The 12451-nt window shown below is 68.7% G+C and carries 13 protein-coding genes; 5 read left to right on the plus strand and 8 right to left on the minus strand.

Features of this window, described 5'->3' with window-relative positions; all coding sequences use genetic code 11:
* The 4 genes from Q7T84_RS19250 to moaA all read right to left on the minus strand — a co-directional run.
* A partial coding sequence (locus Q7T84_RS19250) for a molybdenum cofactor biosynthesis protein B (protein WP_304812218.1) occupies positions 1-310 on the minus strand: 310 nt, incomplete at its 3' end.
* On the minus strand, positions 307-756 hold the full coding sequence (locus Q7T84_RS19255) for a molybdenum cofactor biosynthesis protein MoaE (RefSeq protein ID WP_304812221.1): 450 nt from the start codon (positions 754-756) through the stop codon (positions 307-309). The genes Q7T84_RS19250 and Q7T84_RS19255, both read right to left, overlap by 4 nt.
* On the minus strand, positions 753-992 hold the full coding sequence (locus Q7T84_RS19260; RefSeq protein ID WP_304812223.1) for a MoaD/ThiS family protein: 240 nt from the start codon (positions 990-992) through the stop codon (positions 753-755). The genes Q7T84_RS19255 and Q7T84_RS19260 overlap by 4 nt, the downstream gene beginning before the upstream one ends.
* A 4-nt stretch (positions 993-996) precedes the next feature.
* The gene (gene moaA / locus Q7T84_RS19265) at positions 997-2037 is read right to left on the minus strand and encodes a GTP 3',8-cyclase MoaA (protein WP_304812225.1); all 1041 of its coding nucleotides are present in this window, start codon (positions 2035-2037) and stop codon (positions 997-999) included.
* A 29-nt stretch (positions 2038-2066) separates the two neighbouring features.
* Here moaA and Q7T84_RS19270 point away from each other — a divergent pair, with 29 nt between their 5' ends.
* Positions 2067-2675: a nucleotidyltransferase family protein gene (locus tag Q7T84_RS19270; RefSeq protein ID WP_304812228.1), complete on the plus strand. Its 609-nt coding sequence runs from the start codon at positions 2067-2069 to the stop codon at positions 2673-2675.
* On the opposite strand, the gene Q7T84_RS19275 is transcribed toward Q7T84_RS19270, so the two are convergent.
* Positions 2672-4855 (minus strand): xanthine dehydrogenase family protein molybdopterin-binding subunit, encoded by a 2184-nt coding sequence (locus Q7T84_RS19275; RefSeq protein WP_304812230.1) that lies wholly within the window; start codon positions 4853-4855, stop codon positions 2672-2674. The genes Q7T84_RS19270 and Q7T84_RS19275 overlap by 4 nt on opposite strands.
* A gap of 5 nt (positions 4856-4860) precedes the next feature.
* Positions 4861-5349, minus strand: coding sequence for a (2Fe-2S)-binding protein (locus Q7T84_RS19280; protein ID WP_304812233.1), 489 nt, complete (start codon positions 5347-5349; stop codon positions 4861-4863).
* Positions 5350-5478: 129 nt separating this feature from the next.
* Here Q7T84_RS19280 and Q7T84_RS19285 point away from each other — a divergent pair, with 129 nt between their 5' ends.
* The 4 genes from Q7T84_RS19285 (at position 5479) to Q7T84_RS19300 (ending at position 8472) form a co-directional block, all read left to right on the plus strand.
* Positions 5479-5799: an MliC family protein gene (locus Q7T84_RS19285; RefSeq protein ID WP_304812235.1), complete on the plus strand. Its 321-nt coding sequence runs from the start codon at positions 5479-5481 to the stop codon at positions 5797-5799.
* A gap of 5 nt (positions 5800-5804) precedes the next feature.
* Positions 5805-6701, plus strand: coding sequence for an NAD(P)-dependent oxidoreductase (locus Q7T84_RS19290; protein ID WP_304812238.1), 897 nt, complete (start codon positions 5805-5807; stop codon positions 6699-6701).
* Positions 6698-7393: a molybdate ABC transporter permease subunit gene (gene modB, locus Q7T84_RS19295; RefSeq protein ID WP_304812241.1), complete on the plus strand. Its 696-nt coding sequence runs from the start codon at positions 6698-6700 to the stop codon at positions 7391-7393. The genes Q7T84_RS19290 and modB overlap by 4 nt, the downstream gene beginning before the upstream one ends.
* A 65-nt stretch (positions 7394-7458) precedes the next feature.
* On the plus strand, positions 7459-8472 hold the full coding sequence (locus Q7T84_RS19300; RefSeq protein ID WP_304812243.1) for a phosphotransferase: 1014 nt from the start codon (positions 7459-7461) through the stop codon (positions 8470-8472).
* 7 nt (positions 8473-8479) lie between these two features.
* On the opposite strand, the gene Q7T84_RS19305 is transcribed toward Q7T84_RS19300, so the two are convergent.
* Both Q7T84_RS19305 and Q7T84_RS19310 read right to left on the minus strand, forming a co-directional pair.
* Positions 8480-11164: a PAS domain S-box protein gene (locus tag Q7T84_RS19305; protein ID WP_304812246.1), complete on the minus strand. Its 2685-nt coding sequence runs from the start codon at positions 11162-11164 to the stop codon at positions 8480-8482.
* A 112-nt stretch (positions 11165-11276) separates the two neighbouring features.
* A partial coding sequence (locus Q7T84_RS19310) for an acyl-CoA dehydrogenase (protein ID WP_304812249.1) occupies positions 11277-12451 on the minus strand: 1175 nt, incomplete at its 5' end.

Below are 12451 nucleotides of genomic sequence, written 5' to 3' on the forward strand. Positions count from 1 at the left end.
CGAAGAGCGGCTCGACGGCTTCGGGGGTCACGTCGCGGCCGGTGATGCCGGTGCCGCCGGTGGTGATGATGGCGTCCACCGTGCCCGAGGCGACCCAGGCCTTCACCTGCAGGCGGATCTGGTCGACGTCGTCCTTGACGATGGCCTTGTCGGCCAGCTGGTGACCCGCGCCGGTGATCCGCTCGGCCAGGACGTGGCCGGAGGTGTCGCTCTCCTCGTCGCGGGTGTCGGAGACGGTGAGGACTGCGATGCGGACCGGCTTGATGGCCAGGGCCTCATTGAGGTGGCCGCCAGGGGCGAGGGCGTTCATGACTTGGTCTCCCAACGGGCGATATCGGCGTGGTCCTGGGCGCGCGGCTCGATCCAGCGCGCGCCGTCGGGGCCGGTCTCCTTCTTCCAGAAGGGAGCCCGGCTCTTCAAGTAGTCCCTCAGGAAATCGCAGGCCTCGAAGGCGGCGCGGCGATGGGGGGCGGCGGTAGCCACGAAGACGATGGCCTCGCCGGGCGCGATCTTTCCGACCCGGTGGACGATGTGGAAGTCGTGCAGGCCGAACCGCTCAAGCGCATCGCCCGCGATCTTGCCGATCGCCGCCTCGGTGAAGCCGGGATAGGCCTCAAGCTCCAGTGTCGTCGTGTCGCCCTGCTCGGCGCGAGCCAGGCCCGTGAAAGTGGCGATCGCGCCTGTCTCGATGCGGTCCTGGCAGAAGTCGCTCAGCAGGGCGCCGGGGTCGAAGGCTTGGCCGGTGAGGACGATCATCCGCCGCTCATCGGCGGAAGGAAGGCGACCTCGGATAGGGCCGAGAGCGCCGCGTCGCCGCGCACGATAGCCTGGTCCAGGGCGATCTGAACGCCGGGGGCGGCGAGTGCGTCCGCGAGCTCTTCGCCCTCGCCCGCCAGGACGTCGCGCAGGGCGCCAAGCGAGGCGCTGTCGATGTCACGTTCACGCCAGCCGGCGATGTCGCTCAGGCGACCAAACAGGAGAACCCGCGCCACGGCGTCAGCCTCCGGTGGTGGACATGTGCCGTGTCACGGCGGGGGCGGCGTGGCGCACGATGTGGAAGTCGTGCCCCTGCGGCTTGGCGTCGACGGCCAGCCGAATGGCGTCCACCAGGCCGGCGTCGTCGGCGCCGCCGCGGATCACCGCGCGCAGGTCGCTGGCGTCTTCGCGGCCCAGGCAGGTGTGCAGGGTGCCGGTGCAGGTCAGCCGCACGCGGTTGCAGGTCTCGCAGAAGTTATGGCTGAGCGGGGTGATGAACCCCAGCCGGCCGCCGGTCTCGGCGACGCGGACATAACGGGCCGGGCCGCCGGTCTTGTGGTCGATGTCGCTGAGCGTCCAGAAGCTTTCAAGGTTGGCGCGGAGGTCCTTCAGCGACAGGAACTGATCGGTGCGGTCGATCTCGATCTCGCCGAGCGGCATGGCCTCGATCAGGGTCGCGTCGCAACCGCGCGCGTGGGCCCAGGCGATCAGGTCGGGCAGCTCGGCGGCGTTGTCGTCCTTCAGCGCCACGGCGTTGATCTTCACCGCGATCCCGGCCGCCAGCGCCGCGTCGATCCCGGCGATCACCTTGGAAAGGTCGCCGCCACGGGTCAGCTTGCGGAACAGGTCGGGCTTCAGGGTGTCCATCGACACATTGATCCGCCGCACGCCGAACCGGGCGAGGTCGCCCGCGAATTCCGACAGCCGTGTGCCGTTGGTGGTCAGGGTCAACTCGTCCAAAGCGCCGGAGCGCAGGTGCCGCGACAGGCTTTCAATCAGGCCCATCACGCCCTTGCGGACCAGCGGCTCGCCGCCGGTGATGCGCAGCTTGCGGGTGCCGAGCGCCACGAAGGTCGAAGCCAGGCGGTCCAGTTCCTCCAGGGTCAGCACTTCCGCCTTCGGCAGGAAGGTCATGTGCTCGGCCATGCAATAGACGCAGCGCAGGTCGCATCGGTCGGTGACCGAGACCCGCAGATAGCTCACCGTCCGGCCAAAGCCGTCGATCAAAGGCGCGCCGTGCGGCGGAGCCTCTTGCGGCGAGGGGGCGTCATAGGGCGTCATGCTGGCCATAACATAGAGGGGAACAGCGGTTGGCGACAGGGGCGGGCGAGTTCGAAGCCATCGTTTTGGCGGCGGGAGCCGGAAGCCGTTTCGGCGGCGGCAAGCTGTTGGCGCCTTGGCGGGGCGGGGCGTTGTTGGATGGCGCCCTGGACGCCGCCTTCGCCGCGCCCGTCGCTCGGGTGATCGTGGTGACCGGCGCTGATGGCGAGGCGGTGGCTGAAGCCGCGCGCGCCTTCGCTAGGCGAAAGGCGCAGACGGCGCGCCTGCATGTGGTTCATGCCGATGACCATGCGCAGGGCATGGGCGCCTCGCTGCGACGTGGCGCGGCCGAACTCCCCGCCGATTGCGCGGGGGCCTTCGTCTTGCTCGGCGACATGCCGCGCGTGCCCCATGCCGTGCTGGCGCCGCTCGCCGAGGCGGTTCGAGCCGGAGCGCCAGCCGCCGCCCCGGTGTTCGCGGGCCAGCGGGGCCACCCGGCCCTGATCGGCGCGGAGCTGCTGCCAGGCTTGCTCGCCCTGACCGGCGACGCCGGCGCGCGGAGCATCCTCAAGGACCTGGGCGAGCGGCTCGCCCGCGTCGCCGCGCCTGACGACGGCGTGCTGTTCGACGTGGACGAGCGCGGCGATCTCCAGGACTAGGCTTTCACGAACGGCAGGCTCGACGTCGGCTTTCCGGTCATGGCGAAGATGGCGTTGGCGACGGCTGGGGCGATGACCGGGGTGCCGGGCTCGCCTACCCCGCTCGGGGCGGCGCCGGACGGGACGATGTGGGTCTCGACGGTCGGCGCCTCGGTGTTGCGCAGCACCCGGTAGGTGTCGAAGTTGGTCTGCTCGACCGCGCCATCCTTCAGGGTGACCTGGCCAAACATCGCGCCTGACAGACCAAAGCAGGTGCCCCCCTCCATCTGGGCGGCGATCTGGTCGGGTGAGATGGCGGTGCCGCAGTCGATGGCGGTGACGACCTTGCCCAGTTTCGGAACCCCGTCCTCCAGCTTCACTTCGGCGATCTGGGCCACCACAGAGCCGAAGCTCTCGTGAACCGCGACGCCGCGGGTCCAGCCATCGGCGGACGTATTCGGCCAGCCGGCCTTCTCGGCGGCCAGGTTCAACACCGCCAGGTGACGGTTGGCCCCGGCCTTGGTGTAGAGCGCGCGGCGGTATTCGACCGGATCCTTGCCGGCCTTCTTGGCCAGCTGGTCGATGGTGTGCTCCATCGCGAACGCGGTGTGGGTCGCCCCGACCGAGCGCCACCAGAGCACCGGCACCCCGACCTCGGGCTGGATCAGCTGGCCGTCGACGATCGGCGTCGCCTTCAGATAGGGCGAGCCCTTGGCCCCCTCGACGGCGGTCTCGTCCAGCTCAGGCACGCCCATCGGCGAGCCCTTCATAATCGACTGAGTGACGATGCGATGGCGCCAGGAGGCCGGGTAGCCGTCCTTGTCCAGCGTCACCTTGACGGTGTGGTGGACGATCGGCCGGTAGTACCCGGCGGCCATGTCGTCCTCACGGGTCCAGACCAGCTTCACCGGCCGATCCTTGCCGACTTTCTTGGCGATCTCGACGCATTCGACGACGTAGTCGGACTGGAAGGTCGCGCGCCGGCCGAAAGAGCCGCCGGCGAACAGGGTCTCGATCTCCACCGCGCCCGGCAGCATGGCCACCACCTTGGCGGTGTTGAGCTGGTCCAGGGTCGGGATCTGCGATCCGAAGGTCAGCTTGGCCTTGCCCAGGCTGACCTGCGCCACGCAGTTCATCGGCTCCATGGTGGCGTGGGCCAGATAGGGGAAGTCGTAGGTCGCCTCGAAGGCGTCTCCCGTGGCCTTGGAGATGTCGCCCTTGGCCTCGAACGCCTGCCACTTCAGCTTGTCGGTGGCGGGTGTCTTGCCGGAGGCGAGGTCCTTGTAGGAAGCGAGGATGGCGTCGGACGAGCGTTTCTCGGCGGCGTCCTCGTTCCACTTCACCGCCAGGGCGTCGCGGCCCTGTTTGGCGGCCCAGGTGTTCTCGGCGACCACGGCGACGCCGCTGGGGATCTGGTAGACCTCCACCACGCCGGGGATTTTCTTGGCTTCAGCGGCGTCGAAGGACGCGACCTTGGCGCCGAAGCGCGGGGCGTGGGCGACCATCGCCACCAGCATGTTCGGCAGTTGGACGTCCTGGGTGAAGCGCGCGGTCCCGTCCGACTTGGCCTGGCTGTCCTTGCGGCGGACCCGGTCGGTGCCGATCAAGGTGAAGGTCTTGGGATCCTTCAAGGTCGGGGTGGTCGGCGGCGTCACCTTGGCGGCGTCGGGCAGGAGTTCGGCGAAGGTGGCCGACTTGCTCGATCCGGCGTGGCTGACCACGCTGTTCTTGACGGTGATCTCGCCGGCCGGGGCGTTCCACTTGTTGGCGGCGGCCTCCACGAACATCGCCTTGGCCGAGGCGCCGGCCTTGCGCAACTGGTCCCAGCTGTTGGAGATCGCCGAGGACCCGCCGGTGCCTTGCACGCCCATGCCGGTGTTGGCGTAGACCTTGGCGATGGCCGGGGCCTGTTCGACAAGGACCTTGGACCAGTCGGCGTCCAGTTCCTCGGCGACGATGGCGGCCAGGCCCGCATGGTTGCCCTGGCCAAATTCGATGTGCTTGGAGACGACCGTCACCACGCCGTTGGGGTCGATCCGAATGAACGGGCCAAAGGCGCCGAACTCCGACTTGGCGCCGACGCTGAGCAGGTCGCCGGGCGAGCAGCCGACCAACAGGGCGCCGCTGGCCAGGGTGGCGGCGACCATGACCTCGCGGCGGGTGGCGCCGACGACGTCCGAGGGTTTCACGGGGGCGTTCATGGGGCTCAGACCTTGGCCGGGGCGACAGGCAGGACGGGCGCGGCCGGCGTCAGGCCGGCGGCGTCCTTGATGGCGGCGCGGATGCGTTGATAGGTCCCGCAGCGGCAGATGTTGCCGTCCATGGCGCCGTCGATATCGGCGTCGCTTGGCTTCGGCGTCTGGTTCAGCAGGGCCACGGCCGACATGATCTGGCCGGACTGACAGTAGCCGCATTGCGGAACGTCGTGCTTGACCCACGCGGCCTGCACCGGGTGGGCGCCGCCCAGGCTCTCGATCGTGCTGATCTTGGCGGTCGCCAATCCCGCGATCGGGGTGACGCAGGCGCGCGTCGGCTGGCCGTCGATCAATACCGTGCAGGCGCCGCATTGGGCGACGCCGCAGCCGTACTTCGTGCCGGTGAGATTAAGCTCGTCGCGCAACACCCATAGCAGGGGCGTATCAGGAGCCGCCTTCACGCTCAGGGGTTTGCCGTTGACGTCCAGGGTCATGGCCATGGGTCTATCCCTCCCGATACGAGAAAACTCGGTGATCTTAACAGTGCTCAACTCGCGCGGTAAAGCGGCTCTGCGTGGTGCGCCCGGCAGGGATAGGCTAGAACCGCGGCGAGGCGTCTGGAGAGTGAGATGATCCGGGGGATTTTCGCGACGATGCTGGTGCTGGCCCTCTCGGCCTGCGCTTCCGCGCCGCGTCCCGTCGCCGCCGACGCTACCGACGCGGCTCAGACCTATGCCTGCGCGGGCGGCAAAAGCTTCACCGCCGCCTACGACCTGCAAGGCGACCGCGCGAGCGTCAGCGCCGGCGGGCGCACCTACAGTCTGCGCCACGTCCCCTCGGGATCGGGTGTGAAATACGCCAAGGACGGCGTCGAACTCCACGCCAAGGGAACCGGCGCCATGCTCGATGGAGCGGCCGGATCGCCCTATCGCGACTGCCAGGTCGGCTAGATCCGTTGGACGCTTTCCCCGCCTTCTTTCCCCTGGCCGGCGCAACGGTGGTCATCGCCGGATCAGGCGAGGCGGCGCAGGCTAAGGCGCGCCTGTTTGAAGGCTCGCCGGCCAAGATCGTGCGGCTGGAGGGGCGTCAGGCCTTCGTCCCTGGTTCCTACCGGGGCGCGATCCTGGCCTTTGTCGCCAGCAGCGACGACCTCTTCGCCCAGGCCGCCGCGCGGGCGGCGCGCGATGCTCATGTGCCGGTCAATGTCGTCGACCGGCTCGCGCTCTGCGATTTCACCACCCCGGCGGTGATCGACCGTGGCGAGGTGGTGGCCGCGATCGGCACCGGCGGGGCCTCGCCGATGCTGGCGACCATGCTGCGCAACGATATCGAACAGCGGGTGCCGGAAGGCGCAGGGCGGGTGGCAGCCCTGTTCCGCCAACTTCAGGACGAAATCCGCCAGGCGCTGCCGGAGCTGCACGAGCGCCGCGCCTTCTTGCGCGAGGCGCTGTCTGGCCCTGTGGCCTCGGCGGCGATGAGCGGGGACATGGCGGGGGCCGCCAGCCTGCTACGCCAGGCGCTGGCCAAGGGACCCGCGGGCCTGGGCAAGGTGCAGTTCATCGAGGCTTCCGGCCCGGCCGACCTGCTGAGCCTACGGGCTAGCCGGGCCTTGGCCGCCGCCGACGTATTGGCCCCGGACGCGGGGGCCAACCCGGCGATCTTGTCGATAGCCCGCCGCGACGCCGAGCGTTTGGCGCCTGGCGAGGCGGATATTACCGTGTTGGCCGAACTGGCGCGCAACGGTCGCCGGGTTGTCCGCCTGATTGCGCAGCCGGCGACCTCGGCCGATGTCCAAGCCCTGAGCGAGGCAGGCGTCGCAGTCGAGATCCTGCTGGCGGCGCCGGCCTCGTGAGCGCGCTGACTCAGGAAGACTTCGCCGCTGTCCTGCTGTCTCTCCAGGTCGCCCTGGTCGCGATCCTGTTTGGGATGCCGGTCGCGCTGGCCACCGCCTTCGCCCAGACCCGCAGCCGGTTCGCCGTCCGCGTCGTCCTGGACACGCTGGTCACCCTGCCGCTGGTGCTGCCGCCCGTGGCGACCGGCTATTTCCTGCTGCTGATGTTCGGCCGGCGCGGGGTGGTGGGCGCCTGGCTGGAAAAGGTCGGCATCGTCTTCGCTTTCGACTGGACCGGGGCGGCCCTGGCCGCTGGGATCATGGCCTTTCCGCTGATGGTGCGGCCGATGCGGATCGCCATCGAGGCGATCGACCGCGAGGTCGATGAGGCGGCAAGGACCTTGGGCGCCAGCGGCTTCACCCGCTTCTTCCGCATCACCCTGCCGCTGGCCGCGCCCGGGGTGGCGGCCGGCGCGATCCTCGGCTTCGCCAAGGCGCTGGGCGAGTTCGGCGCGACGATCACCTTCGTGGCCGCCATTCCTGGCGAGACCCTCACCCTGCCAGCCGCGATCTATGCGGCGACCCAAACGCCCGGCGGTGAAGCCCGGGCCATGGCCCTGTGTCTGGTGGCCGCCGTCATCGCGGTCGCCGCCGTGCTGGTCTCGGACGCCGTGGGGCGCTGGGCGGGGAAGGCCGCGCGCGGCTTACGATGATATTATCCGGGTAATATTGATCTATAATTATATCCGGGTAAAAGGTGGTTCCAGAGGAGCCGCCGATGTCACACGCCTTTCCCGAGCCCAAGCGCGCCGCCGTTGATCGCGCGCTGTTCGCCGCCTTCGGCACCACGGAGCTCGACGCCGCCGTCCCGCTGACCGGCGGCTTGTCGGGCGCGTTGATTTTCCGGATCCGGGTGGGCGGCATCGCCTACTTGCTGCGGATCGAGGGGACACGCGACGCCGTCCGCGATCCCTCGCGCTGGTACGGCTGCATGGCTATCGCGGCCGGCGCAATGCTGGCGCCGCGCGTGCGCTACGCTGACGCGCGGGACGGCGTGGCGATCATGGACTTCATCCCGGAACGCTCGCTGTCGATGGATTATCGCGGCACGAAGAACGACCTGGTGGTTGAGATGGGGCAGACGCTGCGGGCCTTGCACGCCGCCCCGGCCTTTCCGCCCCTGGTCGATTATCTCGACGGCATGGATGCGCTGATCGCACGGTTCCACGGCTTTGAGCTGCTGGACCTGGGGGCGAGCGCCGAGGTGTTCGACCTTTACGGGCGGCTGCGGGGGAGCTATCGCACGGCCCCGGGCGACCTGGTTTCCAGTCACAACGACCTGAACCCGCGCAACATCCTCTACGACGGCGCGCGGCTGTGGCTGGTCGATTGGGAGTCTTCATTCCTGGCCGATCGCTATGTGGATCTGGCGACCCTGGCCAATGTCTTCGCCTCCAACGCCGATGAGGAAGCGGTGTTGCTGCGCACCTATCTGAGCGGCGCGGAGCCGGACGAGCACCAGCGCGCGCGGCTCTACCTGATGCGGCAAGTCAATCACCTGTTCTACGCCATGATCTTCCTGAACGGCGTGGCCGAGGCGCAGCCGGGCGAGCGGCTGGACGGGCGGCAGGCGCGCAGCCTTGCGCAAATCCACCAGGCGCTGGGGACCGGCGATTTCGTCCTGGAAAGCCGCGAGGGCCGGGTCGAGTATGGCCTCAGCCGCCTCGACGCGGCGCTACAAGGCCTGCGCGCGAGCAGGTTCGCCGAGGCGATGGGGGTGTTGGAGCGTTGATGCTCTCCTATGCCGCCGCCTCGGCGCCGCCCTCGGTGATGGGGGCGGCCAGGCGGGAGATCTCGGCGAGCAGGGCGGCGGGCGAGATCGGCTTGCCGACCACCCCGTCCATGCCGGCCTCGAGATAGGACTGGCGTTGGTGCGACAGCACATTGGCGGTCAGGGCCACGATCGGCGTGGCCGCGACCGAGCCGCCGAGCGCCCGGATGCGGCGCGCCGCCTCCAGTCCGTCGATGCCCGGCATCTGGACGTCCATCAAGATCAGGTCGAAGCCGCCGCGCGCCGCCGTCTCGACGCCCAGCAGTCCGTCCGGGGCGGTCTCGACCACCGCGCCGAGATTCTGCAACAGCTTGGAGGCGATCATACGGTTGGTGGCGTTGTCCTCGACCACCAGCACCTTCAGGCCGTCGAGCCAGCCTTCAGCCGTGGCCGGCCCCGCGATCTTGGGTTCGGCGGTCTGGGCGGCGACCTCAAGCCAGAAGACCGAGCCCAGGCCTTCGGTCGAGGCGAAGCCGACCGCGCCCCCCATCATCTCGGCGAGCCGCTGGGTGATCGACAGGCCCAGGCCCGAACCGCCGAAGCGCCGGGTGGTCGAGGCGTCGCCCTGGTCGAAGCGGGTGAAGATGCGCGGTTGCACGACTTCGGGGATCCCGACCCCGGTGTCGGCGATTTCCAGCCTCAACATCTGGCCAGCCTCGCGCTCACGCAGGTGGGCGCGAACGGTGATCTGTCCCTTCAGGGTGAACTTCACGGCGTTGCCGACCAGGTTGAACAGGGCCTGGCGCAGCCGCACCGGATCGGACACCACCCAGCCGATGTCCGGCTCAGCCTCGACGATGAGCTGCAGGTTCTTGGCCTCGGCCTGGGGGCGCAGCAGACGGGCAACGCCCTCGATTAGGGCGCGTGGATCAAGCGGCTCTCGATTGATTTCTAGGCGGCCAGCTTCGATTTTCGAGAAGTCGATGACGTCGTTCAGCAGTTCGGCCAGCATCTGCCCGCAGGACAGCGCCTCCTCCAGCATCGCGCGGCCCTCTTCGGAGAGGGTCTCGGTCTTCAGTAGATGGAGCACGCCCATCACGCCGTTCATCGGTGTGCGGATCTCGTGGCTCATGTTGGCGAGGAAGGCGGCCTTGGCCTCGCCGGCCGCCTGGGCCGCGCGTTGGGCCTCGATCAGCGCCAGTTCCTGGCGCTTGCGCTGGTCGAAGTCCTGCACCAGGCCCACGCCCCGCAGCCAGCGGCCTTTGCGGTCCGTGGTGAGGTGGTGGAAGACGCGGATCCAACGTTCTTGCCCGGCGTCGCTGATGGCGCGTGCCTCGAAGGCGTCGCCCGCGGCTCTCTGCCCGTCGCCGAGTTGATTGAAGGCCTTGCGAACCTCTTCAAGGTCGTCGGGGTGGAAGCGCGGATAGCTGAGGTTCAAGGCGCCTTCGTAGTCGGCCTGTTCCTGGCCGACCAGTTTCTTGAATTCCGGACTGGCCCAGAAGGTCTGGTTGGCGTGGTCGATCTCGTAGACGCCGGCGTCGGCGGCGGTCAGGGCCATCTTCAGTCGGCGGGCGTTTTCCTGCGCCTCGCGCCGCGCCTCGGCCAGGGCCGAGATATCGTCGACGTAGCAGATCACGCCTTGGACCTTGTCCTTGGCGTCGCGCCACGGCCGGGCCTCCCAGCGCACCCAGCGTTTGCGCCCCTGGCTGTCGGTGAAGCGGTCTTCCCTGGCGGTTACGACCTCGCCGGCCAGGGCTCGGGCCTGGGCCCCCAGCAGCCGCTTGGGCGCGGTGGGGAACAGCTCGGCCAGCGGCCGGCCGATTGGGTCGCCCTCGGCGCGCGTAAAGGCCTGGCTCCAGCTTCCGCTCACCATCATGCAGCCCAGGCGCTTGTCGAACATCGCCACCGCGGAGGGCGAATTTTCGATCAGCTGCCGGATCTGCCGCTCGCCGCGCACAGCGCCATCGCGCGCCTCGATCAGTTCGGTGATGTTCTGATGCACCCCGCGTAGGGCGTACTCGCCGCAGTCGCGTGGCTCGGTACGGAAGGTCAGTCGCCAGTGGGACCAGCGCCCCGACTTGTTCTTCAGCCGATGTTCGAGCGAATGGGGTTCGCCCCTGAGGATGCCGGCCATTAGGGCGCGGCGCACCCGAGCGTCGTCATCGGGGTGCAGGATGGCGGCGATCTGCGCCATGTTGGAGATTTCGCCAGGGCCATAGCCGGTGAGGGCCAACATGTCCGGGGACCATGTGACCTCGTCGTTCTCGGGCTCATAGGTCCAGGCGCCGATGCCGGCGGCTTGGCACAGCATCCCGGTGGTCCGTTCCGCCTCGGCCAGCTTGGCCTCGCGTTCCCGCTCATGGGTGGCGTCGCGCATCACGCCGATCACCTGACCGTCGTCCGTCAGCTGGGCGCGGCCCTCGTACCATCGCCACGCGCCGTCCTTCATGCGCACGCGTGAGACGTTGTCGCTGAACCCATTGTCCCGTAGCCGCGCCAAGTGAGCGTCGACGTTGGAATTCTCGTCGGGATGCAGGAAGTCGCGTGCGAATTGGCCGATGACCTCGGCCTCGCTCCAGCCGGTTTCCCGCGCGAAGGCGGGGTTCACCAGCTTGAAGCGCTTGTCCGCGCCGATGACGAACATCACCTCGCGGCTGTTCTCGAACAGCCACTCGATGGTCGTCGTTCCCTGCGGCGGCTGCGTCGCCGTCATCGCCCCGTCCCCTTGGTTCACACGAAATGTAACGCGGGTCGGTAAACGTAAAGTTCGGGGCGCGAGTTTTCTGCCGCTTTAGTTGTAGCTGCTACACTTTCACGCGCAGGTCCTAGAACGCGTTCTGGCCTGTGATGGCGCGTCCGAGGATCAGGGCGTGGACGTCGTGGGCGCCTTCATAAGTGTTGACGGTCTCCAGGTTCGCGGCGTGTCGCATGACGTGATAGTCGCCGCTGATGCCGTTGCCGCCGTGGATGTCGCGGGCCTCGCGGGCGATGGCCAGGGCCTTGCCGCAGTTGTTGCGCTTCATCAGGCTGATGGCTTCTGGGACCCAGGCGCCCTGGTCGAGCAGCCGGCCGAGCGCCAGCGCGCCCTCGAAGCCCAGGGCGATCTCGGTCTGCATGTCGGCCAGCTTCTTCTGCACCAACTGGCGCGCGGCCAGCGGCTTGCCGAACACCTGACGGGTCAGGGTGTAGTCGCGCGAGGCGTGCAGGCAGAACTCGGCCGCGCCCATCGCACCCCAGGAGATGCCGTAGCGGGCCTTGTTCAGGCAGGAGAACGGCCCGCGCAGGCCGGTGACGCCGGGCAGCATCTGGTCCTGCGCCACGAACACGTCGTTCAGGGCGATCTCGCCGGTGACCGAGGCGCGCAAGCTGAGCTTGTTCTGGATCTTCGGGGTGGTCAGACCTTCGGAGCCGCGGTCGACCAGGAAGCCGCGGATCACCCCGTCCAGCTTGGCCCAGACCAGGCAGACATCGGCGATGGGGCTGTTGGTGATCCACATCTTGGCGCCTGAGAGCTGGTAGCCGCCGTCGACCTTTTTCGCGACCGTGCGCATCGAGGCCGGGTCCGAGCCGCCGTCGGCCTCGGTCAGGCCGAAACAGCCGACGATCTCGCCGCGCGCCATGCCGGGCAGGTACTTCATCTTCTGCTCCTCGGAGCCGAAGGCGTAGATCGGGTACATCACCAGCGAGGACTGCACGCTCATCGCCGAGCGGTAGCCGCTGTCGACCGCCTCGATCTCGCGGGCGATCAGGCCATAGGCCACATGGCTGACGCCGGCCCCGCCATATTGCTCGGGCAGGGTCGCGCCGAGGAAGCCCAGCGCGCCCATCTCGCTCATGATCTCGCGGTCAAAGCGCTCGTCGGCATAGGCCGAGACCACGCGAGGCAGCAGCTTCTCGCGGGCGTAGGCCCGCGCCGACTCCCAGACCATCCGCTCCTCCTCAGTCAGGCGCGAGGCCAGGTCGAGCGGGTCTTCCCAGTTGAAGGTCTTGGGTTGATCAC

Origin of the sequence: Phenylobacterium sp., assembly GCF_030654915.1 — a bacterium.
Classification (GTDB): Bacteria; Pseudomonadota; Alphaproteobacteria; order Caulobacterales; family Caulobacteraceae; genus Phenylobacterium.